Source organism: Achromobacter sp. (assembly GCF_050285585.1).
GTDB lineage: Bacteria > Pseudomonadota > Gammaproteobacteria > Burkholderiales > Burkholderiaceae_B > Achromobacter.
The window spans coordinates 156,457-177,594 of sequence record NZ_JBLZXF010000004.1 but is presented as its reverse complement, the minus strand read 5'-3'; the positions used below and the strand labels follow the sequence as shown (position 1 = coordinate 177,594).

21 protein-coding genes and 1 riboswitch are annotated in these 21,138 nt (G+C 69.4%); of the genes, 13 read left to right on the top strand and 8 right to left on the bottom strand.

Annotated features, from left to right (window positions below; translation table 11 throughout):
- Nucleotides 1-233: 233 nt before the first annotated feature.
- The 5 genes from ACN6PJ_RS08410 to ACN6PJ_RS08390 are packed head-to-tail and all read left to right on the top strand — an operon-like array spanning nucleotide 234 to nucleotide 4,496.
- Nucleotides 234-953 carry a metal ABC transporter ATP-binding protein gene (locus tag ACN6PJ_RS08410; RefSeq protein WP_427995415.1) on the top strand — a complete coding sequence of 240 codons (720 nt, stop codon included), beginning with the start codon at nucleotides 234-236 and terminating at the stop codon, nucleotides 951-953.
- Nucleotides 950-1,816: a metal ABC transporter permease gene (locus ACN6PJ_RS08405; RefSeq protein WP_427995413.1), complete on the top strand. Its 867-nt coding sequence runs from the start codon at nucleotides 950-952 to the stop codon at nucleotides 1,814-1,816. Before ACN6PJ_RS08410 ends, ACN6PJ_RS08405 begins: the two co-directional genes overlap by 4 nt.
- Nucleotides 1,817-1,834: 18 nt before the next feature.
- The gene (locus ACN6PJ_RS08400) at nucleotides 1,835-2,830 is read left to right on the top strand and encodes a metal ABC transporter substrate-binding protein (protein ID WP_427995412.1); all 996 of its coding nucleotides are present in this window, start codon (nucleotides 1,835-1,837) and stop codon (nucleotides 2,828-2,830) included.
- Nucleotides 2,791-3,474, top strand: a complete 684-nt coding sequence (locus tag ACN6PJ_RS08395) for a DUF1007 family protein (protein ID WP_427995411.1) — start codon at nucleotides 2,791-2,793, stop codon at nucleotides 3,472-3,474. Before ACN6PJ_RS08400 ends, ACN6PJ_RS08395 begins: the two co-directional genes overlap by 40 nt.
- 11 nt (nucleotides 3,475-3,485) lie before the next feature.
- Nucleotides 3,486-4,496 carry a nickel/cobalt transporter gene (locus ACN6PJ_RS08390; protein ID WP_427995536.1) on the top strand — a complete coding sequence of 337 codons (1,011 nt, stop codon included), beginning with the start codon at nucleotides 3,486-3,488 and terminating at the stop codon, nucleotides 4,494-4,496.
- Here the strand turns inward: ACN6PJ_RS08390 and xerC are convergent.
- From xerC to ACN6PJ_RS08365, 5 genes are all read right to left on the bottom strand, one after another.
- Entirely contained in the window at nucleotides 4,493-5,428 is a 936-nt protein-coding gene (gene xerC, locus ACN6PJ_RS08385) for a tyrosine recombinase XerC (protein WP_427995535.1), read from the bottom strand. The two genes, ACN6PJ_RS08390 and xerC, sit on opposite strands and share 4 nt — an antisense overlap.
- A gap of 79 nt (nucleotides 5,429-5,507) precedes the next feature.
- On the bottom strand, nucleotides 5,508-6,185 hold the full coding sequence (locus ACN6PJ_RS08380) for a DUF484 family protein (RefSeq protein WP_427995410.1): 678 nt from the start codon (nucleotides 6,183-6,185) through the stop codon (nucleotides 5,508-5,510).
- Between the two features lie 3 nt (nucleotides 6,186-6,188).
- Nucleotides 6,189-7,100, bottom strand: a complete 912-nt coding sequence (gene dapF, locus ACN6PJ_RS08375; RefSeq protein WP_427995409.1) for a diaminopimelate epimerase — start codon at nucleotides 7,098-7,100, stop codon at nucleotides 6,189-6,191.
- Between the two features lie 31 nt (nucleotides 7,101-7,131).
- Nucleotides 7,132-8,022, bottom strand: a complete 891-nt coding sequence (locus ACN6PJ_RS08370; RefSeq protein WP_427995408.1) for a lysophospholipid acyltransferase family protein — start codon at nucleotides 8,020-8,022, stop codon at nucleotides 7,132-7,134.
- Between the two features lie 35 nt (nucleotides 8,023-8,057).
- On the bottom strand, nucleotides 8,058-8,924 hold the full coding sequence (locus tag ACN6PJ_RS08365) for a lysophospholipid acyltransferase family protein (RefSeq protein WP_427995407.1): 867 nt from the start codon (nucleotides 8,922-8,924) through the stop codon (nucleotides 8,058-8,060).
- 284 nt (nucleotides 8,925-9,208) lie between these two features.
- On the opposite strand from ACN6PJ_RS08365, the gene metK reads away from it, so the two are divergent.
- Nucleotides 9,209-10,372 carry a methionine adenosyltransferase gene (gene metK / locus ACN6PJ_RS08360; RefSeq protein ID WP_427995406.1) on the top strand — a complete coding sequence of 388 codons (1,164 nt, stop codon included), beginning with the start codon at nucleotides 9,209-9,211 and terminating at the stop codon, nucleotides 10,370-10,372.
- Nucleotides 10,373-10,432: 60 nt separating this feature from the next.
- On the opposite strand, the gene ACN6PJ_RS08355 is transcribed toward metK, so the two are convergent.
- Both ACN6PJ_RS08355 and ACN6PJ_RS08350 read right to left on the bottom strand, forming a co-directional pair.
- Nucleotides 10,433-11,860 carry an amidase gene (locus ACN6PJ_RS08355; protein ID WP_427995405.1) on the bottom strand — a complete coding sequence of 476 codons (1,428 nt, stop codon included), beginning with the start codon at nucleotides 11,858-11,860 and terminating at the stop codon, nucleotides 10,433-10,435.
- A 2-nt stretch (nucleotides 11,861-11,862) separates the two neighbouring features.
- Nucleotides 11,863-13,179 (bottom strand): MFS transporter, encoded by a 1,317-nt coding sequence (locus tag ACN6PJ_RS08350; RefSeq protein ID WP_427995404.1) that lies wholly within the window; start codon nucleotides 13,177-13,179, stop codon nucleotides 11,863-11,865.
- An 81-nt stretch (nucleotides 13,180-13,260) separates the two neighbouring features.
- Between ACN6PJ_RS08350 and ACN6PJ_RS08345 the strand changes: the two genes are divergently transcribed.
- Nucleotides 13,261-14,265: an Lrp/AsnC family transcriptional regulator gene (locus tag ACN6PJ_RS08345; protein WP_427995403.1), complete on the top strand. Its 1,005-nt coding sequence runs from the start codon at nucleotides 13,261-13,263 to the stop codon at nucleotides 14,263-14,265.
- Nucleotides 14,266-14,281: 16 nt separating this feature from the next.
- On the opposite strand, the gene ACN6PJ_RS08340 is transcribed toward ACN6PJ_RS08345, so the two are convergent.
- Nucleotides 14,282-15,205, bottom strand: coding sequence for a LysR family transcriptional regulator (locus ACN6PJ_RS08340; protein WP_427995402.1), 924 nt, complete (start codon nucleotides 15,203-15,205; stop codon nucleotides 14,282-14,284).
- Between the two features lie 126 nt (nucleotides 15,206-15,331).
- Between ACN6PJ_RS08340 and ACN6PJ_RS08335 the strand changes: the two genes are divergently transcribed.
- The 6 genes from ACN6PJ_RS08335 (at nucleotide 15,332) to ACN6PJ_RS08310 (ending at nucleotide 20,879) form a co-directional block, all read left to right on the top strand.
- A complete protein-coding gene (locus tag ACN6PJ_RS08335) occupies nucleotides 15,332-16,315 on the top strand; it encodes a tripartite tricarboxylate transporter substrate binding protein (protein WP_427995401.1) in 984 nt (327 codons plus the stop codon).
- Between the two features lie 18 nt (nucleotides 16,316-16,333).
- The gene (leuC, locus tag ACN6PJ_RS08330) at nucleotides 16,334-17,755 is read left to right on the top strand and encodes a 3-isopropylmalate dehydratase large subunit (protein ID WP_427995400.1); all 1,422 of its coding nucleotides are present in this window, start codon (nucleotides 16,334-16,336) and stop codon (nucleotides 17,753-17,755) included.
- The gene (leuD, locus tag ACN6PJ_RS08325; RefSeq protein WP_427995399.1) at nucleotides 17,752-18,402 is read left to right on the top strand and encodes a 3-isopropylmalate dehydratase small subunit; all 651 of its coding nucleotides are present in this window, start codon (nucleotides 17,752-17,754) and stop codon (nucleotides 18,400-18,402) included. The genes leuC and leuD overlap by 4 nt, the downstream gene beginning before the upstream one ends.
- Nucleotides 18,403-18,450: 48 nt before the next feature.
- Nucleotides 18,451-19,353: an alpha/beta fold hydrolase gene (locus tag ACN6PJ_RS08320; RefSeq protein ID WP_427995398.1), complete on the top strand. Its 903-nt coding sequence runs from the start codon at nucleotides 18,451-18,453 to the stop codon at nucleotides 19,351-19,353.
- Nucleotides 19,354-19,441: 88 nt separating this feature from the next.
- Entirely contained in the window at nucleotides 19,442-19,678 is a 237-nt protein-coding gene (locus tag ACN6PJ_RS08315; protein ID WP_427995397.1) for a DUF1289 domain-containing protein, read from the top strand.
- Between the two features lie 109 nt (nucleotides 19,679-19,787).
- The gene (locus ACN6PJ_RS08310; RefSeq protein WP_427995396.1) at nucleotides 19,788-20,879 is read left to right on the top strand and encodes a glycosyltransferase family 4 protein; all 1,092 of its coding nucleotides are present in this window, start codon (nucleotides 19,788-19,790) and stop codon (nucleotides 20,877-20,879) included.
- Nucleotides 20,880-20,930: 51 nt separating this feature from the next.
- Nucleotides 20,931-21,066, top strand: a riboswitch (S-adenosyl-L-homocysteine riboswitch).
- Nucleotides 21,067-21,138 lie beyond the last annotated feature (72 nt).

The window sequence follows — 21,138 nt, the reverse complement described above, 5'->3', positions numbered from 1 at the left end:
ACCGGCAGAATCAAGCGTTTTAGTTATGATATAACATAATAAAACTATCTCTCTCACCGATTCCCGATGTCGCATTTCACGCTCTGGTCTCCGCGGCCCGGCGCCGCGCCGGGGCAAAGCCTGCCTCCGCGTTCCGCTTTTCTCGTTTCGGCCGGGCGCCGCATGGCGGTCGCGCTGGCGGCGGCCGCGGCCCTGTGGGCCTTGACCGGTTGGGCGCTGGGCTGGTGGCCGCAATGAGCGCGCCCGTCACCATCGAACTGGAGGAGGCCTCCTTCGGCTGGCACGGCCATGCTGCGCTCAAGTCGGTGTCGGGGCGCTTCGCGCCAGGCGGCATGACCGCCGTGGTGGGGCCGAACGGCGCGGGCAAGTCCACGCTGATCAAAGGCATCATGGGCGTGTTGCCTCCCATGGCCGGCAGCGTGCGCGTCACCGGCGCCGGCCGCGCCGGCCTCGCGTGGCTGCCCCAGGCGGCGGAGCTGGACCGGTCGTTTCCCGTGTCGGTGCTGGAACTGGTGGCCATGGGCGCGTGGCGCCGCGTGGGCGGATGGCGCAGGGTGGCCGACGACGAGCTCGCGCGTTGCATGCACGCCCTGGAAACGGTGGGCATGGCGGATGCGGCGGGGCGCGGCGTGGGCACTTTGTCGGGCGGGCAGATGCAACGCGCGCTATTTGCGCGGATGCTGGTGCAGGACGCGCCGGTGCTGCTCCTGGACGAGCCGTTCGCCGCGGTGGACAGCCACACCGCGGACGATCTGATGGCTTTGCTTTGCGGTCTGCATGGGCAGGGCAGGACGGTGATCGCGGTCCTGCACGACCTGGACCTGGTGCGCGACCACTTTCCCGAATGCCTGCTCCTGTCCGGCGCGGTGGTGGCCTGGGGCGATACGGCCAGCGCCCTGGACGACGCGCACCTGCGAGCCGCCCGGCAATGGCATGCGAGGCTCCCGGCATGAGCCTCGTGCAATGGGTGGTGTCGCCCTTCCTGGATTACGGCTTCATGCGGCGGGCGCTGGCCGGCGCCAGCGCGCTGTCCCTGGGCGCGGCGCCGCTCGGGGTGTTCCTGGTGCTGCGGCGGATGAGCCTGATGGGCGACGCCATGTCGCATGCCATCCTGCCCGGCGTGGCGGCAGGCTTTCTGCTGGCGGGGTTGTCGCTGGGCGCGATGATGCTGGGCGGCATCGCCACGGGCCTGGCCGTGGCCTTGCTGGCGGGCCTGGTGGCCAGGTTGACGCCGCTGCGCGAGGACGCCAGCTTCGCCGCGTTCTACCTGATATCGCTGGGCCTGGGCGTGCTGCTGGTGTCGCTGCGGGGCTCCAACATGGACTTGCTGCACGTGCTGTTCGGCACGGTGCTGGGGCTGGACGATCCGGCGCTGCTGCTGGTGACCGCTGTCGCCAGCGCGACCCTGCTTGCGCTGGCCGCGATCTACCGGCTGCTGGTGGCCGAGTGCCTGGATCCGGGTTTCCTGCGGGCCAGCGGCGGCAGGGGGGGCTGGGTCCACATGGGCTTTCTGGTGCTGGTCGTGGTGAACCTCGTCGCGGGATTCCAGGTGCTGGGCACGCTGATGGTGGTCGGCATCATGATGCTGCCCGCCGCCGCCGCCCGCTTCTGGGTCCGTTCGGCGGCCAGCCAGATTCCGCTGGCCGCGGGCCTGGGCGTGGCGGCGTCCGTGGCCGGCCTGCTCGTCTCCTATCACTTCAACGTGCCGGCGTCGCCCGCCATCATCCTGGCGGCCGGCGCGTGTTACCTGTTTTCCATCGTGGGCGGCCCGCAAGGCGGGCTGCTGCGGACGCCGCGCCGTATGCGGCGGGCCTGACTTCAAAGGAGATTCGCCATGCGTTCCGTTTCCACCGCGCGCCGCCGCGCGCTGCTGGCCCTGGCCGGCCTGTGCCTTTCGGCCGCTTTCGGGGCTGCGCATGCCGCGGACCCGCTGAAGGCCGTCGCGAGCTTTTCCATCCTGGGCGACATCGTGCGCGAAGTCGGCGGCCAGGACGTCAGCGTGGCCACGCTGGTCGGGCCCGACGGCGACGCGCACGAGTACGAGCCCACGCCGGGCGACGCGAAAAAACTGTCCGCCGCCGGCGTGCTGTTCGTGAACGGGCTGGATTTCGAAACCTGGATGCCGCGCCTGGCGAAATCCTCGGGGTTTTCCGGCCTGACCGTCGTGGCTTCCAAGGGCGTGACGCCGCGCAAATTCGCGGAAGCGGGCGGGAGCCACGATCACGATGGCCACGACCACGACCACGACCATGGCCACGACCACGACCATGGCCACGATCACAAGGGCGGCCATCATCACGGCGATGCCGATCCGCATGCCTGGCAGGACCTGTCCAACGGCGTGATCTACGCCCGCAACGTGGCCGAAGGGCTGGCCGCCGCCGATCCGGCGCGCGCGGACGCCTATCGCGAACGCGCCCGGGCCTACATCGCCCGCCTGCGGGCGCTGGATGCCGATGTCCGCAAGACGTTCGCCGCGATTCCGGCCGAACGCCGCAAGGTCGTGACCTCGCACGACGCCTTCGGCTATTTCGGCGCCGCCTACGGCGTGGCCTTCATCCCGGCGATGGGGATGTCGACCGATGCCGAGCCCTCGGCAGGCGATGTGGCGCGCATCATCGGACAGGTGAAGCGCGAGCGCGTCCCGGCGGTGTTCGTGGAGAACATCAGCAGCCCCAAACTGGTCCAGCAGATCGCGCGGGAAACCGGCGCCAAGGTGGGTGGTACGCTCTATTCCGATGCCCTGTCCAAAGCCGGCCAACCCGGCGCCACCTACCTGGAAATGTTCGAATGGAACGCACGTCAGCTCGCCGCGGCCTTGCAACCTTGACCGCCGTGGCGGCCCTGCTGGGCGCGGGCGCGGCCGGCGCGCACCCGCATATGTGGATCGATGCCCGCGCGGTGATCGAAATCGACGCCAACAAGCGCATCACCGCATTGCGGCAGACCTGGCTGTTCGACGAAATGTTCGGCGCTTATGCCACGCAGGGCTTGAAGCGGGGCAAGGGCGGCGCCCTGCCGGCGGATGTTCTGCAAGGCATGGCGCAGGACTGGATGAAGGCGCTGGGCGAACCCGTCTCGCACTACTTCACCCGTGTCACGGTCGACGGCAAGACCGCGGCCTTCGCGGCGCCGCGGGACGCGCGCGTCGACTGGGATCCCAAGACCACGCGCCTGACCCTGTCCTTTACATTGCCGCTGGCCGAGCCCGCCGCGCCGGGCGCGGACGGCGCGCACGTGGACATCTACGACCCCACCTACTTTGTGGCCTACGCCTTCGATGGCAAGAACGCCGTGTCCCTCGGGGGCCCGCAAGGCGCGGCCTGTGCGTCGGCCTACCGCAAGCCCAAGGAACTGGATTGGAAAACCATGCAGCAACTGGCCGCGATCCCGGCCGATCCGGACGCATTGCCCGACGAACTCTTCGCCATTACCAAGGGGCTGACGCACCGCATCGAGGTGAGATGTCCATAGCGCGGCCGGCCATGTCCATCGCGGCGGCGCTCGCGCTGGCGCTGTTGGGATGGAGCGGGGGGATGTGGATGGCGGCCGCCGCGGCGCAGGGCGCTCATCCCTTCGGCGTGCCGGAAAGCGGCGGCGCGGGCGGGCCGGGCTGGCTGTCGGGCTTCTTCGGCCAGGTCGCGGTGTGGCAATCCCATTTCTACCGGCAATTGACGGGCGCGGTGCGCGCCTGGCAGGACGATGGCAGGGCGGCCTGGGTCCTGGTCGGCCTGTCGTTCGCCTACGGCGTATTCCACGCCCTGGGCCCTGGCCATGGCAAGGCGGTGATCTCGTCCTATGTGCTGGCAAACCGCCAGACCGCCCGCAACGGCGCGTTGCTGGCGCTGTTGTCCGCCTTGATCCAGGCGCTGGTCGCGATTGCCATGGTGGCGGTCCTGGCGGTGGCGTTCAACGCCACCGCCGCGGTGATGAACTCGGCCACGCGCTGGCTGGAGCTGGCGTCTTATGCGCTGGTGACGGCGCTGGGCGCGTGGCTGGTCTGGACCAAGGCGATCCGTCCGTTGCGGGCGCTCGCGCCCGTGTCCGCGCGAGTCCACGCGCATGGCCATGAACACGGCCACGGGCACGGCCATGGACACAGTCATGGGCGGGATTGCGCTTGCGGGCACGCGCACGCGCCCGCACCCGAAAGCGTGGCGGGCCCGCTGGACTGGCGGCGCGCCGCGTCGGCGGTCCTCGCCGTGGGCCTGCGGCCCTGCAGCGGCGCCTTGATCGTCTTGGTGTTCGCGTTGTCGCAGGGATTTTTCCTGGCTGGCGTGGCCTCGGCCCTGGCGATGGGCGTGGGCACCGGCCTGACCGTCGCGGCGTTGGCCATGCTGGCCGTGGCGGCCGGCGGCGCGGCCAGCCGCCTGGGCCGCCGGCTTTCGGGCGCGGGCGCGGCGCGCCTGCGCTACGGCGTGGAGGCGCTCGCGGCGCTTGCGGTGCTGTTGCTGGGGGGGATGCTGCTGGGCGGCGCGGTGGCCAGGGGCGGCTAGGACTTGCGGCCGGCGCGCGGGTGCGCCTGATCGTAGGCGCGGGCCAGGTGCTGGAAATCCAGCCGGGTGTAGACCTGGGTGGTGGAGATATTGGCGTGGCCCAGCATTTCCTGCACGGCGCGCAGGTCTTGCGCGGATTGCAGCACATGGCTGGCGAAGCTATGCCGCAGCACGTGCGGATGCACATGGGTGGGCACGCCGGCCGCTTGCGCGATGCGGGCGAGCTGCAGTTGCACCACGCGCGGCGAGATGCGGCGTCCGCGCGCGCCGAGGAAGAGCGCCGCGGCATCTTCGGGCTGCGAGGTGAAGGGCGCAAGCTGCGGGCGCGCCGCGATCCATTTGCGCAAGGATTCCAGGGCGGCCTGGCCGACGGGCACGGAGCGGCGCTTGCCGCCCTTGCCCAGCACCACGACCTCGGCTTCGTCCAGGTTCAGCCAGCCGCGAGATTCATAGCCGTTGGCGCGCTCGTAGCGCAGGTCCAGCCCGACCAGCTCCGAGAGCCGCAGGCCGCTGGAATACAGCAGCTCGAACATGGCCTGGTCGCGCAGCGCGGCGGGCTCGGTCGCCACCTGCGCCGGGGCGCGGTCCAGCAGGGCCTGGGTCTGCTCCACCGACAAGGCCTTGGGGAGGCCGCGGGGCGCCTTGGGCGCGCGCACGCCGGCCACGGGGTTGCCCGCCAGCTCGATCGCGGGCGCCCACCATTGATAAAAGCCGCGCCAGGCCGCCAGCGTGCGCGCCAGGCTGCGCGGACCGCGGCCCTCGGCATGCAGGCGCGCCACGAATTGCCGGATGTGGCCGTTGCCGATCTTGTCCAGCGGCAGCCCCGCCTTGTCGGCCAGCGCGCGCAGGAAGCGCAGCTCGCGGCGGTAGCCGTCCAGCGTATGGGGCGAATAGCGGCGGTTCGTTTCGAGATGGCGCAGCCAGGCGCTCATCGCGTCGGGCAGGGGCGCTTCGGGCGGATCGGTGTCGTGCGCGGCGGGTCGCAAGGCGTGCTCCGTGTCCGCCCGGGGCCTAGGCCTTGGGGCTCGCGGGGTTCAGGCGGTGCAGCGCCGCCGACGCCAGCTGGCCGATGGATTCCAGGAACGTGGTGCCCATTTCGGGGGTAAAGCGTTCGGCGTCGTCAGAGCCCAGCACCAGCAGGCCGACGGCCGGGCCGTCCGCTTCGAGGCGCAGGGGCACCAGCGCCAGCGACTTCGGCTTGGCGTCCAGCCAGCCGGCGGCTTCGAAACCCGTGTCGGCGCCGCAGTACGGAGCCTTCAGGCTGTCGGTAAAGGCGCGCACGTCCTGGGTGACGGGCTCGCCATAGCCGGTCGGGGGCAGGTCGGATAGATCCCAGAGGCGCAGGGCCGCATGGTTCAGGTCGAACTGTTCGGCCAGGCCCAGGGCGATTTCGCCCGGCACCCGTTGCGGATCGCATTCGGACAGCAGCCGGCTGCACCATTTGGCCAGATGCGTGCCGATGGTTTCGTTGGCGGTGGCGTTGCGCACCAGTTCGCTCAGGCGCCATTCCAGTTCGCGGTTGCGTTCGCGCAGGGTCATGATCTGGCGCTCGCCAAGCGAAATGGCGCGCGAGCCGTGCGGATGGGGCACCTGCAGCGTGGCGAAGACGTCGGCGTGTTCGTCGAAAAAACCGGGATTCTCTTGCAGGAAGCCCGCGATGTCGTGAGCGGTAAAAGCGGTATCAGTCATGGCTTATCGGTTCAGCCCCATGGAGAAGACGAGCTTGTCGATGTCGACCTGCCCCGTGAAAACGGATTCCGCCGGGCCGGTCATGCGCAGTTGTTCGCCGTCCCAGGCGACGGTCAGCACGCCGCCGCGCGTCTGCACGCGCACCGGGGAATCGAGCAGGCCGCGGCGGATGCCGGCGGCGACGGCGGCGCACGCGCCCGTGCCGCAGGCCAGGGTTTCGCCGGCGCCCCGTTCGAAGACGCGCAGCCGGATGTTGTTCCGGTCTTCCACTTGCATGAAGCCGGCGTTGACGCGGCGCGGGAAGCGCGGGTGGGTCTCGATCAGCGGCCCCAGGGCGGAGACGGGGGCGGTATCCACGTTTTCCACGACCTGCACGGCGTGCGGATTGGAGATGGCCACGGCGGATACCGAGACTGCGCGCGGCAGGCCGGCGGGCGCGTCCAGCGGCAGCTCCCACAGCGTGTCGTCGCCCTGGCGCTGCGAGGCCAGGCCGTCGGTATTGAACGGCAGGGCGGCGGGATCGAAGCGGGTGCTGCCCATGTCGACGGTGACCTGCTCGTCGTCGCCTTCGTCCAGGACGAGAATGCCGGTGGCGATTTCAGCGCGCAGCGGGTTGCGGTCGGACAGGCCCTGTTCGTGCACGAAGCGCACGAAGCAGCGGGCGCCGTTGCCGCAATGCTCGACTTCGCTGCCGTCGGAATTGAAAATGCGGTAGCGGAAATCGGCGTCCGGCCGGGTGGCCCGCTCGACCAGGAGGATCTGGTCGGCGCCGATGCCGAAATGCCGGTCGCCCAAGGCGCGCGCGCGCTCGGGCGTCATTTCGATCGTTTGGCGAACCCCGTCGAGCACGACGAAATCGTTGCCCGCGCCATGCATTTTGGTGAAGTTCCAGTTCATCACCGGATTATCGCCCATTATTGGGGCGCGGGCGGCGCGCGGCCGGGGTTCAGTAGAGTTTGGGCTCGCCCGGCGGCCGCGTCTTGAAACGGCGATGGACCCAGTAGTACTGGCTGGGGCAGCGGCGCACCCAGGTTTCCAGTTCGCGGTTCAAGCGGGCGGTGGCGTCTTCCAGCGAACCCTCGCCCGGGAAATCGGCCAGGGGCGGCAGGACGTCCACGTGGTAGCGGCCGGTCTCCGGATTCCAGAATCCCACGATGGGCATGACGGCGGCATTCCATTTCTTGGCCAGCTGCGCGGTGGCGAGCAGGGTCGCTGCCGGCACGCCGAAGAACGGCACGAAGACCGAGCCCTGGCGGCCGAAGTCCATGTCGGGCAGGTAGTAGACGGGGCGCGGCGCGCGCAGATGGCGCAGCAGTTCGCGCACGCCGTCCTTGCGGCTGACCAGGAAGACTTCGTTGAAGCGGGCCCGGCCGGCGGCCACGACGGCGTCGACTTGCGGGTCGCTTTGCGGGGTATACATGGTGGCGCCGCTGGGCACGTCCATGGTTAGCCGGGTCGCCGCGGCGTCCAGCGCGATGAAGTGCGGGGCCAGCAGGATCACCGAGCGGCCTTGCGCCGTCAATGCGTTGATGCGTTCGCTGCCGGTCTGCGTCACCATTTCCTTGATGGCTTCCGGCGTGCCGTACCAGAGCACGCCACGGTCCACGATGGATTGCGCCAGGGCGCGGAAATGCTCGGCGAGCCAGCGTTCGCGCACGGACTCGGGCTGCTCGGGAAAGCAGAGTTCCAGGTTGCGGCGGACGATGCGCGCGCGCGATTTGGCCAGGCGCGGCGCCAGCCAGCCCAGGCAGGCGCCGATGCGCAGCCGCGTCGACGGCTTGATGCGGCCGAACCATTTCAACAGGGAGACCAGCGCGCGCGTTTTGAAATCAGTCATAGTGTCAGCAGGGTACGGGCGGGGCGCGGCGGGGTTCAGCCCGCCGTGGAAGCCGTATCGGCGGCCGGCGCCGGCGGCGCCCCGCGCGGCGTCTTGTAGCGGTTGTAGCTCCAGAGATATTGCTCCGGGCAGCGGCGGATCAGCGTTTCCATGGCGGTGTTGAGCAACGCGGCCTGCGCCTGGGGATCGGCGGGCAGCGGCTCGGGCACCCGAACGTAATGGATGCGCCAGCCCCGGCCCTTGGGCAGCCGTTCGCCGGCGGTCAGGATGATGGAAACGCCGGTCTGCGTGGCGAGCTTGCCCGGCAGGGTCATGGTGTAGGCCATGCGCCCGAAGAACGGCGCCCAGACGCCGTCGCCCACGCTGGGCGCCTGGTCGGGCAGCATGCCCACGGATTCTCCCCGGCGCAGGGCGCGCACGAACTCACGCACGCCTTGCATGGTGGCCGGAACCGCGTTGACCGCCGAGCTGTTGCGCGCGGTTTCCAGCAGCGGGGCCAGGATGTCCTTGCGCGGCGGGCGGAACATGACCGTCATCGGCATCTGGCGAGCCAGGTAGCGGGCGGTGATTTCGAAGCAGCCCAGGTGGGGCGTCAGGAAGAGGATGCCCCGGTTCTCGGCGCGGGCCGCGCTGACCACCTCGTTGTCGTCCGAGACGACCCGGGCCAGGCTGTCTTCGTTGCGGAACCAGACCCGCGGGCTTTCGAGGATCATGGCGCCGATCTCGCCCGCCGCGCGGCGCGCGAAGGCCGGGTCCGGGTAGCCCGCCTGGGCGGCGTTCGCCTGGAGCCGCCGCCGGTACTTGCCTGGCCAGGCGTAGATCGCGCGCCCGGCGAGGCGCCCCAGGGCGTGCGCGACGGGGAGAGGAAGGGCGGCGAATAGTCTGAACAGGAAGAGCAGCATGCGGCAAAGGTATGGGGCTGGCAGGGGGGGCGCCCGGGCCCCGGGAACGGGCAGGCGCCCCGGCACGAGCAGCAGAACGGCATTTTCGCCTAAAATGGGCCAGTCGCCGAGTTAACCGACAACTTGCGGGGCGACGGCAAGGGTGTAGCGCGTTGCGCGTCCTTTGCCAAATCCGCTAAAGCGTCGCGCCCAGATCCAGGGTATGCCGCAAGGCATACGGTTCGAGGTGCTACGCGCCTCGTGAACCTATGCGCCGGCAAAGCCGGGCACGTAAGGACGCATCTGTGGCCAACAACGACTTTCTCTTCACTTCCGAATCCGTCTCTGAAGGGCACCCCGACAAGGTTGCCGATCAGATTTCGGACTCCATCCTCGACGCCATCTTCACGCAGGATCCCAACGCGCGCGTTGCAGCAGAGACGCTGTGCAACACGGGCCTGGTCGTGCTGGCCGGCGAGATCACCACGACCGCCAACGTCGACTACATCCAGGTCGCGCGCGACACGATCCGCCGCATCGGCTACGACAACACCGAGTACGGCATCGACTACAAGGGTTGCGCGGTGCTGGTCGCCTACGACAAGCAGTCGCCCGACATCGCGCAGGGCGTGGACCGCAGCTCGGAAGACTACCTGAACCAGGGCGCCGGCGACCAAGGCCTGATGTTCGGCTACGCCTGCGACGAAACCCCCGACCTGATGCCCGCCCCGATCTGGTACGCGCACCGCCTGGTGCAGCGCCAGAGCGAACTGCGCAAGGACGGCCGCCTGGGCTGGCTGCGTCCGGACGCCAAGTCGCAGGTCACGTTCCGCTACGTCGACGGCCGTCCCGCCGAAGTCGACACCGTGGTGCTGTCGACCCAGCATGCGCCGGAAGTCTCGCAAGAGACCATCCGCGAAGCGGTCATCGAAGACATCATCAAGCCCAGCTTCCCCGAAGGCCTGATCACGCCCAAGACCAAGTTCCTGGTCAACCCGACCGGCCGCTTCGTCATCGGCGGCCCGCAAGGCGATTGCGGCCTGACCGGCCGCAAGATCATCGTCGACACCTACGGCGGCGCTTGCCCGCACGGCGGCGGCGCGTTCTCGGGCAAGGACCCGTCCAAGGTGGACCGCTCGGCCGCCTACGCCGCGCGCTACGTGGCCAAGAACATCGTGGCCGCCGGCCTGGCGCGCCAGTGCCAGGTGCAGGTCAGCTACGCCATCGGCGTGGCCGAGCCGATCAACATCACCGTCTACACGGAAGGCACGGGCGTCATCCCCGACCACGAGATCGCCAAGCTGGTGCGCGAGCACTTCGACCTGCGTCCGAAGGGCATCGTGAACATGCTGGACCTGCTGCGCCCGATCTACGCGAAGACCGCGGCCTATGGCCACTTCGGCCGTTCGGAGCCGGAATTCTCTTGGGAAGCCACGGACAAGGTGCAGGCGCTGAAGAAGGCCCTGTAAGCGCCTGTCTTCAAAAAAATGCCCCCGCGTCGCGGGGGCATTTTTATTGGCGCGGCGGAATCACAGGCTCCAGGACGACAGGTCGGGCCGCCGGACCGCCGGCGCCAGCACGGGCTCCAGCGCCGCGGCGCAGTCCAGCAGCGCGGCGTCGCCGCCCGCGGGCGCCAGCAGCTGGACGCCGACGGGCATGCCCTCGGCATCGAAGCCGGCAGGCAGCGAGATGGCGGCCGCGCCCAGGAAGTTGGCGGGCCGCAGCAGCCTGCCCAGGCCGGCGTGGCGCGTATCGTCCGCATCCAGCGCCTGGGCGGCCTGGTCGCATGCCGGCATCAGCAGGGCGTCCACCCCCTCCATGGCCTGCGCGAAAGCGGCCATGCAGGAGGCGCGGCGCAGCAGGGCGGCTTCGTAGTCAGCCTGCGCGATCCGGCCGCCCGCGGCGATGCGGGCGCGCACCACTTCCCACAGGGGCTGCGCAGGGTCCTCGGCCAGCGCGCCGTAGTGGCGGTAGGCCTCGTAGGCCAGCACCAGGGAGTTGTCGTCCGCCATGCGGGCGAAGGACAAGGCCGCCGGCGGGCGCCAGGGCGTGGGTGTGAAGCCCGCAAGCGCCAGGTTTTCCTGCGCCTGGCGCCAGGCCTGCATTCCGGACTCCGTCAGCGGGGCGGGCCAGGCTTCGGGAACCAGCACGGCCAGGGGGGCGGGGCCGCGCCTGGCGGGCCGGCGCAGGGCGGCAATGGCGCTTGCGGGGAAGGCCAGCGTGGCGGCGTCGTCGACGTCGGGGCCGGCCAGCAATTGCGTCAGCAGGCGGGCGTCCGCCACGTTGCGCGAGATCGGGCCCAGCACGTCGAGCGTCTCCGACAGCGGCAGGCAGTCCGCCAGGCTGATGACGCCGGTGGAAGGCTTGTAGCCGACCAGACCGTTGAGCGCGGCGGGCGCGCGCACCGAGCCGCCGGTGTCGCCGCCCAGCGCCAGCGGCGCCAGTCCTGCGGCCACCGCCACGCCGGAACCGCTGGACGAGCCGCCCGGCGCGCGCGCCGTGCGCGCGTCCCAGGGATTGCGCGCGGTGCCCTGGGTGGGGTTCTGGCCGGACAGCCCGAAGGCGAATTCGGTCATGCGGGTCTTGCCCAGGACCACCATGCCTTGCGCGGCCAGGCCGCGCAGCGCCGCGGCCGTCCGGCCGCTGGTCCGTCCCGCCAGGGCGCTGGAGCCCAGGCTGGCCGACACGCCTTCCCATTGCACGCTGTCTTTCACCGCTATCGGCACGCCATGCAGCGGCCCCAGCAGGATGCCCGCATCGAGCAGCCGGTCGGCGGCGTCGGCCTGAGCCAGCGCGCGTTCGGCCGTGACCTCGCTGAAGGCGGCGAGCGCGGGGGCGCGTTCGATGCGGTCCAGGAAGTGGAGGGTAACCTGGCGCGAACTCAGTTCGCGCTGGCGGATGGCGCGGGCGAGTTCGCGGGCGTCTTGGAAATGCAGGGCGGTATCTTGATCCGGCATGGTTATTTCAGTTCCTGGCCTTTGGTCTCCGGCATGCGGATGAAGGTGACCAGGGTGATCACGGCCCCTGCCAGCACGTAGTAGAAGAACCAGCGTTCCATGCCCTTGCTCTGCAGCCAGGTCAGCAGGTAGGGCGTGGTGCCCCCGAGCAGCGCAACGACCAGGTTGTACGGGGTGCCGATGCCGACGGCGCGCACGCTGGTGGGGAACTGCTCGGACATGATGGCCGGCGCGATCGACGTGTACATGGCGTAGAGCACCAGGCCGAACAGTTCCACCGCCAGGATCGAGCCGAAGGAGGGACCCAGCGTGGTCATCAGCGGATAGAAGAACACCAGGTAGCCGGCCGCGAAGAAAATGAGCTGGGGCTTGCGTCCGATGCGGTCGGACAGGCTGCCGAACAGCGGCTGCACCAGCATGAATACGATCAGCGCGACGGTGTTGGCGGCGAACGCGGTCTTGGGATCCGCGTGCGCCTGGCGGATGGCGTAGGTCGGCACGTAGGCCACGAAGATGTAGAAGGCGAAGGTGGTCAGGATGGAAAAGCCCACGATGCGCAGCACTTCGCGCGGGTGGCTGCGAAGCAGGGTGCGCAGAGGCTGCTTTTCCACGCCGGCCTTCTTGCTGTGGGAGAACGCTTCGGTCTCGGGGATGGAGCGGCGGATCCACAGGCCGGCCAGGCCCCCCAGGGCGCCCAGCAGGAACGGGATGCGCCAGCCCCAGGCGGCCATCTCGGCCTTGCTCAGCGTCGAGGTCAGTGCCCAGCCCACGGCGGAGGCGGCCAGGATGCCCACGGCGGCGCTGAAGAATACGAAGCTGGAATAGAAGCCGCGCTTGTTCGGCGGCGCCATTTCGGCCAGGAAGGTCGTGGCCGAGGCATACTCTCCGCCCAGCGACAGGCCTTGCAACAGGCGCGCGGCGGTCAGCAGCAGCGGGGCGGCCAGGCCGATGGTGGCGTACGTGGGGGTGATGGCGATGATCAGGGAGCCGCCGGCCATCATCAGGATGGTCAGGCCCAGCGCGGCCTTGCGGCCATAGCGGTCGGAAAAGATGCCGAGCACCCAGCCGCCCACCGGCCGCATGAAGAAGCCCACGGCGAAAATGCCGAACGTCGCCAGCAGGGAGGCGGTTTCATTGCCTTCGGGGAAGAACTGACTGGAAAAGAAGATGGCGAAGGAGGCGTAGATGGTCCAGTCGAACCATTCGACCGCATTGCCTACACTACCGGCCAGGATGGTGCGCGCGCGGGATACGGACGGGGCGCCGGCCGGGGCGGCTGCTCCCTGCGTCTTAGGCAGGGATGCGGAGGGGCTGCTCATGGGATCCTCAAATAAGAATTTATTTTTGGTCACAAAGACCATTTAATTTTGTGTTTTTATCAATGCGCGAACGTTAAGTTAATGAATATAGTCACGTCAAGTAAGGGTAACCCCCTAATTCCCGCGCTGGATGACACCGATCTGGCCTGCCTGATCGCGCTGCAGGCGGAGCCCCGCGCTTCCTGGCGCGAGCTGGGGGCGGCGACCGGGATCGCCGAGAGAACGGTCGCGCGCCGCATCAAGCGGCTGATGCAGACCGATGCGCTGCGCGTGATCGCCGAACCCGATCCTCTGGCCACCGGCCGGGGCGTGGTGCTGCATGCCTGGGTGCGCTGCCGCTCGGGCCGGGTGCCGGACGTGGCGGAGCAATTGGCGCGGCTCGACATCAGCCAGCTGGTCGTCACCCTGGCCGGTTCGGCCGATCTGATGGCCGAGCTGACGCTGGCGGACGCGGCGGACATGCCGGACGTGGTGACGCGCGTCCTGCCTTCCATCGATGGCGTGGAGCACGTGGAGGCGAGGCTGGTGTTGCGGCCGTTCCGGCGCGCCGGCCAATGGCGCATACAGGCCCAGGCGCCGGATGCCGCCGGCGAGCCCGCGCGCAGCCAGCCGCCAGCGGCCCTGACCGAGCCGGAGCAGCGCATGATGAACCACCTGATGCGCGACGGGCGCGCCAGCCTGGCCGAGCTGGCCGAACGGGCCGGCGTCAGCGAACCCACGGCGCAGCGCCTGCTGCAGCACATGGTGGACCGGCGCGCCCTGAGCTTTCGCGTGGAAGTGGAGCCGGCGCTGGTCGGATTCCCGGTGGAGGCGGTGATTTCCGTGCAGGTGCGGCCGCAGGCGGTGGACGCGCTGGCCGCGCACCTGGCGCTGGATCCGAACACGCGCTGCCTGTTCGGCACCAGCGGGGCCTCCCAACTGTTCTGGCACGTGCTGTGTCGCGACAGCCTGCACCTCTGGGAAGTGGTCACGCACCGCCTGGGCGAGCTGGACGGCGTGCTGAACAGCGAGGTCGGCGTGGTCATGCGGGCGCACAAGCGTTGCGGCATCGTGCGCGCCGGCGCGCGCTTGGACCCGGACGCTTAGTCCCGCGCGGGTCGAGTCACCATACCGGGTCGTCCGCACCGGGCGGCCGCAGGTGGCGGGCGAAACGCTGCGAGAGGAATTCCACGAAGGCCAGCGTCTTGGCCGGCAGATTCAGCCGTTCCGGGTACAGGGCGTGGATGTCGGCGGAGGGCGTGCGCCAGTCCGGCAACACCGCGCGCAGGCGGCCGGCGCGCAAGTGGGCGGCCGTTTCCCATTCGGACCGCATGACGATCCCGTGCCCGTCCAACGCCCACTCCAGCGCGCTCTGGCCGTCGTTCGAACTGACCGCGCCGCGCACCTTGACGGTTTCCGCGCGCAGCCCCGATTCCAGCCGCCAGGTGCCGTAGGCCACGTCGTTTTCGCGCACCACGATGCAGCGGTGGCGTTGCAGGTCGCCCGGCGCCCGCGGTTCGCCATAGGTTTCGAGGTAGCGTGGCGACGCGCAGAGGAGCCGGCGGTTCGAGGCGATCTTGCGCGCGGTCAGGCGCGCGTCCGGCAGGTCTCCGAAGCGCACCGCCACGTCGAAGCCTTCCTCGATCAGGTTGAGCGGCCTGTCGGTGAGCCGCATCTGCACTTCGACCTCGGGGTACTGGCGCGCAAAGTCGGACACCGCGGGCACGATGTGCGCGCGCCCGAAGCCGAAGGTGGCATTCAGCCGCAACAGACCCTGGGGTTGGGCCCGGGCGCTGGACACCGAGCGTTCCAGGGCTTCCAGGTCGGCCAGGATGCGCCCGCCTTCGGCCAGGTACAGCTCGCCTTCCTGCGTGACGCTGACCCGGCGCGTGGTGCGGTTCAGCAGCCGCACGCCCAGCCGTTGTTCCAGCTTGGCCAGCCGCGTGCTGACCGCGGGCGGCGTGAGGCCTAGCTCGCGCGCGGCGGCGGATAGATTGCCATGCTTGACCACCAGCGAGAAAAAGGCGAGATCCGATAGGGCGTCCATGGCTTATTTATAAATCAAATTTAATAAAGCTTTAGGTAGATTATTAATTATAAGAATCCAATGGGCCTATACACTGGACTCGCCCATGACAGAGCCGCAGAGCGCGGCCACACGAGGAGACCAGGAATGAAGATCAAGACCGCGGCCGGCGCCTTGTGCGCGGCCCTTGCCGCCGCATCCTGTTGGACCCAGCCTGCGCTCGCCGCCGGCGCCTTCCCCGAACGCGCGGTGACGCTCGTCGTGCCCTTCGCGCCGGGCGGCAGCGTGGATATCGCCGCGCGGTTGATCTCCGATGCCTGGAGCCGGGCGCTCGGGCAAAGCGTGGTCGTGGAGAACCGGGCCGGCGCCTCCGGCAACATCGGCATGGCCGCGGTGGCACGCGCCGAGCCCAACGGCTATACGCTGGCGATCAACACCATGTCGCTGGCGATCAACCCCGCGCTTTTCCAGAGCATGCCGTTCGACACCAGGAAGGACCTGCGTTCGGTGGGCACGGTCGGGACGTCCCAGCACGTGCTGACGGTGACCAACGGCCTGCCGGTAGCCAATGTGAGCGAACTCCTGGCCTATGTGCGCGAGCGGCCGGCCAACGACCTGAGTTTCGGCTCGGCGGGCACGGGCAGCACGTTCCACATGGCCGCGGAACTGTTCAAGTCCGTGTCGCACACGCAGATCCTGCACGTGCCGTACAAGGGCGGCGGCCCCGCCATGCTCGACACCATCAGCGGGCAGGTGCAAATGAGTTTTCCCGTGCTGTCCGCGGCCAAGCCGCAAGTGGACGGCAAGAAGCTCCGCGCGCTGGGGGTGACCGGTACGAAGCGCTCGCCGCTGCTGCCCGACGTGCCCACCATCGCGGAATCCGGCCTGCCTGGCTATGAGTTCAATACCTGGTTCGTCATCAGCGCGCCCGCGGGCACGCCGCAGCCGGTGATCGACGTGCTGAACGCCAAGCTGGAGCAGGCCCTCCGTTCTCCCGAGCTTGCCCAGCGCATGAGCAAGGAAGGCTTCGACCCCCTGATCTCCACGCCCGACAAGACCGACGCCATGGTGGCCGAAGAAATGACGCGCTGGGCCGGCATCGTCAAGGACGCCGGAATCCAGGCAAACTGAATCTCGAGGACGCAAGACATGCCCGGCATGACGCTGTACGACAAATTGGTGGCCAGCCATGAAGTGGCCCGGATCGACGACGAGCACGTGCTGCTCTACGTCGACCTGCACATCATGAACGAATACACCAGCCCGCAGGCATTCAGCGGCCTGGCGGCGCGCGGACGCGCGGTGCTGCGTCCCGGGCAACAGATGGCGGTGGTCGACCACATCATCCCTACCCATCCGGTCCCGGCCGCGCTGCGCGTGATCGCGGACGAGGCCTCTTCGCGGCAGGCGGTCAACCTCAAGCGCAATTGCGAAGCGCAGCGCATTGCGTTGTTCGACACGACCGATCCGCTGCAGGGCATCGAGCACGTGATCGCGCCCGAACACGGCATGGTGCTGCCGGGCATGGTGGTGCTCTGCGGCGACAGCCACACGACGACCTACGGGGCGCTGGGGGCGCTGGGCTTCGGCATCGGCACCTCCGAAGTCGAGCACATCCTGGCCACCCAGACACTGGCCTACCGCGTGGCGCGCAACATGCGCATCCGCATCGACGGTGCGCTTCCGCGCGGCGTCACGGCGAAAGACCTGGTCATTTGCGTCGTGCACCGCATAGGCGCGCAGGGCGCGCGCGGGCATGCCGTGGAATTCTGCGGCGAGGCGATAGACGCGCTCTCGGCCGAGGCCCGCATGACCCTGTGCAACATGACGGTCGAGGCCGGCGCGCGCGCCGCGCTGATCGCGCCGGACGCCATCACCGACGCCTACGTCACGGCCCGCGCGCCGCAATTGCAGGGCGAGGTCCTGGCGCAGGCGCGCGCTTACTGGGCAGGGCTGCGCTCGGACGACGATGCGGTCTTCGAGGCGGAGCACGTGCTGGACGCCGCCTCGATCGCGCCGTTCGTCACCTGGGGCACCAGCCCGGACCAGGCCATGCCGATAGACGGCGTCGTGCCCGACCCGCAGGCCGAGCCCGACGCGCTGGCGCGCCTGGCGCTGGAGAAGGCGATGGACTACATCGGCCTGGCGCCGGGCGCGCCGATCGCGGGCCTGCCGATAGACCGCGTATTCATCGGATCCTGCACCAACGGGCGCATCGAGGATCTGCGAGCGGCGGCGAGCGTCGCGCGCGGGCGCAAGGTGGCCGCCGGCGTGCGGGCCATGGTGGTGCCGGGATCGGGGGCGGTGCGCGCCCAGGCCGAGGCCGAGGGCGTTGCGGCGCAACTGATCGAGGCGGGCTTCGAATGGCGCCAGCCGGGCTGTTCGATGTGCCTGGCCATGAACGACGACGTGCTGGCTCCGGGCGAGCGCTGCGCGTCCACCACCAACCGCAACTTCGAAGGCAGGCAGGGCCGGGCGGGACGCACCCACCTGATGAGCCCGGCGATGGCCGCCGCCGCCGCGCTGGCCGGCCGCATCGTCGATGTCCGGGAATGGGAGCCGCAAGCATGAACCCGATGATGGAAGGCGTGGCCGCGCCCTTGCCCTTTTCCAATCTGGATACCGACCAGATCATGCCCAAGCAGTTCCTGCGCATCATCGATAAATCGGGACTGGACCGAGGGCTGCTGCACGACCTGCGCTTCGATGCCGACGGCGCGCCGCGCCCCGATTTCGTGCTGAACCAGCCCGCCTATGCCGGCGCGTCCATTCTCGTCGCGGGGCCGAACTTCGGTTGTGGCTCCAGCCGGGAACATGCCGTATGGGGCCTGCAGCAGTTCGGCATCCGCGCGGTGATCGCGCCCAGCTTCGGCGAGATCTTCTACTTCAACGCGGTGAACAACGGGTTGTTGCTGGTCAGCCTGGCGCCGGCCGAGGTCGACGCCCTGCTCGCGCGGGTGTCCAATAAGGCCACCACCCGCGTCGGCATCGATGTCGCGGCCGGGCGGGTGAGCGCGGCGGACGGCTGGAGCGCGGGCTTCACCCTGCCCGAGCGCCATCGCCAGATGTATGCCCAGGGCCTGGACATGGTCGGCGCTTCGTTGCAGCGGCTGGACGAGGTGGAGCGCTTCGAGGCCGGGCATTGGGCGCGCCATCCGTGGATGAAGGACGTGGCGCGCCAGGTGCGCGATCGCCTGGACGCCGCCAGGGCCGGCTAGGGCCCGTTCACGCCAACACGAGCCTCGCGCAGGCTCCGAGGGAGACCCATGACCGATTTCTTCGACCTTCCCGTGCGCCGCATCGCCGCCAACGGCATCCAGATCGCGGCGCGCATCGACGGCTCGGGCCCGCCTATGCTGTTGCTGCATGGGCATCCGCAGACCCACGCCATCTGGCATCGGGTATGGCCGGAACTGACGCGGCACCGGACCTGCGTGGCGGCGGACCTGCGCGGCTACGGCGACAGCGACAAGCCGGCCGCCACGGCGGACCACGCGGCGCATTCCAAGCGCGAGATGGCGGCCGACATGGTCGAACTCATGAGGGCCCTGGGCCATTCGAGCTTCGAGGTCCTGGCCCATGACCGGGGGGCGCGCGTCGCGCATCGGCTGGCGCTGGACCACGCGGCAGCCGTCACCCGCATGATGCTGCTGGATATCGCGCCGACGCTGGACATGTACGAAGGCACGACGCGCGCCTTCGCCCAGGCCTATTTCCACTGGTTCTGGCTGATCCAGCCCGCGCCCTTGCCGGAAACCATGATCGAGCGCGACCCCGTTTTCTACCTGCGCTCGGTGATGGGAGGCCGGCCCGGCGGGCTGGCGCATTTTTCCGGCGCGGCGATGGCCGAGTACGAGCGCGCCGCCCGGCTGCCCGGCTGGGCCACAGGCATCTGCGAGGACTATCGCGCTTCCGCCACGCTGGACCTGGAACACGACCGCGCGGGCCGCGCTTCGGGCGAGCGCGTGCGCCAGCCGCTGTGCGTCCTGTGGGGAGAAAAGGGCGCCGTGGGCAGGAACTTCGACGTGCTGGCCCTGTGGCGGGCGGTGGCCGGCGAGGTGTCGGGCGGCCCGCTGCCCGGAGCGCATTACCTGGCCGAGGAATGTCCGGAGGCGCTGCTCGCCCAGGTCCGGAAGTTCTTCGGGTGGGGCGGCGGTCCGGCCCGCTAGGCTTCCGGGGCGAGGCCTGTCAACCAAGCCAGGATGGGCAGTAGGGCCATCCAAAAAGGGACGCACCCCGGGTGTTAACCTTCGCCCCATGAATCGCTACATCGCCGACCTTTCCGAGTTACCCGCCGCCGAAGACGCGCAACGCGCCTTCAAGGCCACGGATTCCCCGTGCGTCGCGGTCTGCTCCACGCTGTTCGACGACATCTGCCGCGGCTGCGGCCGGACGGCCATGGAAGTCGCCAACTGGGTCTTCATGACGGAAGCGGAAAAGCGAGAAGTCTGGGTGCGCATCAAGGCGCAAGGGTATCCCCGCCGCAACAACTGAGGCCCGCACGGGGCCGCTACCCGCATGCGCGGGGCCGGGCGCTCGCGCCGTCTTGGGCGTGTCACATGGCGCGGGCTAAATCGAGCCATCTCCCACTTCCGGCTCCATCATGCGCATCGTCCTGGTTACGGATGCCTGGCATCCGCAAGTCAACGGCGTCGTCCGCACCTGGACGACCATGCGGCAGATCCTCGGCGAATGGGGGCACGAACTGATCGTGGTGAACCCCCAGGGCAGCCGGACCGTCCCGGCGCCTTCCGAACCGGATTTGCGCCTCTGCCTGCAACCTGGCCGGCAACTGCGCCGCATCCTGGGCGATACCGTGCCCGACGCGCTGCACATCGCCACCGAAGGCCCGCTGGGTCTGGCCGCGCGCCGCATGGCGCTGGCGCGGGGCTGGCGCTTCACGACCTCGTTCCACACCATGTTTCCCGACTACCTGCAGGCGCGCATGGGCATTCCGGCGGCCTTGCCCTGGCGCTACCTGCGCTGGTTCCACCGGCCTTCGCAGCGCGTGCTGGTGCCCACGCCCACGGTGCGCGACATTCTGGCGCGGCGCGGCCTGGCGAACCTGCAGGTATGGTCGCGAGGGGTCGATCCCCGCAAGTTCCAGCCCGGTCCGAGCACGGTGTTCGAGGGCTTGCCCCGTCCGGTGTTCCTGAGCGTCGGACGGGTCGCGCGGGAGAAGAACCTGGACGCCTTCCTGTCGCTGGACCTGCCGGGCAGCAAGGTGGTGGTCGGCGCCGGGCCTGACGAGGCGCGCCTGAAGAAGCGTTTTCCCCACGCGGTTTTCACCGGCATGCAGCACGACGGCGCGCTTCCGGAGCTGTATGGCGGCGCCGACGTGTTCGTGTTTCCCAGCCTGACCGACACGTTCGGCCTCGTCATGCTGGAGGCCATGGCCTGCGGCACGCCGGTGGCCGCGTTCCGCAGCGAGGCGCCGCTGGCGGTGGTGGCCCAGGGCGTAACGGGCTTCCTGGACGAGGACCTTGCCCACGCCTGCCGCGCCGCCCTGTCGCTCGACCGCCATGCCGTGCGCGAGCACGCGCTGACGCGCAGCTGGGATGCGGTTGCGTCCGACCTGCTGGCGGCGTTGGCGCCGCTGGACGGGACCGCCCGCGCGGCGGCGGATGCGGATGTGTCCTGCGTGCCGGAGGGGGCGTACTCGCTCGAGGCCTCGCGGCGGGGAAATGGCCGCTAGAGGGGCAGGGGTTTGCTGCCTGCCGGCCAGTTACCGGGTACAATGCCCGGCAATCCTGAGGAGCGTTGCGACGACCCTGCGGTTCCCGGCGGCATAGGCTGCTGGCGGAACCCGGCTCGCCAGGCTCAGGAATCCTTGTTCAAGCGGCGCGCCTTGCGCGGCGCTACAGCAACGGCGCTCACCTTTGTCGCATATGGCGGAAAAGGCGGGCACTCGACTGTCGTGGTGTTTTCGCGTTGTCCGGCCATCTTGCGCGCCG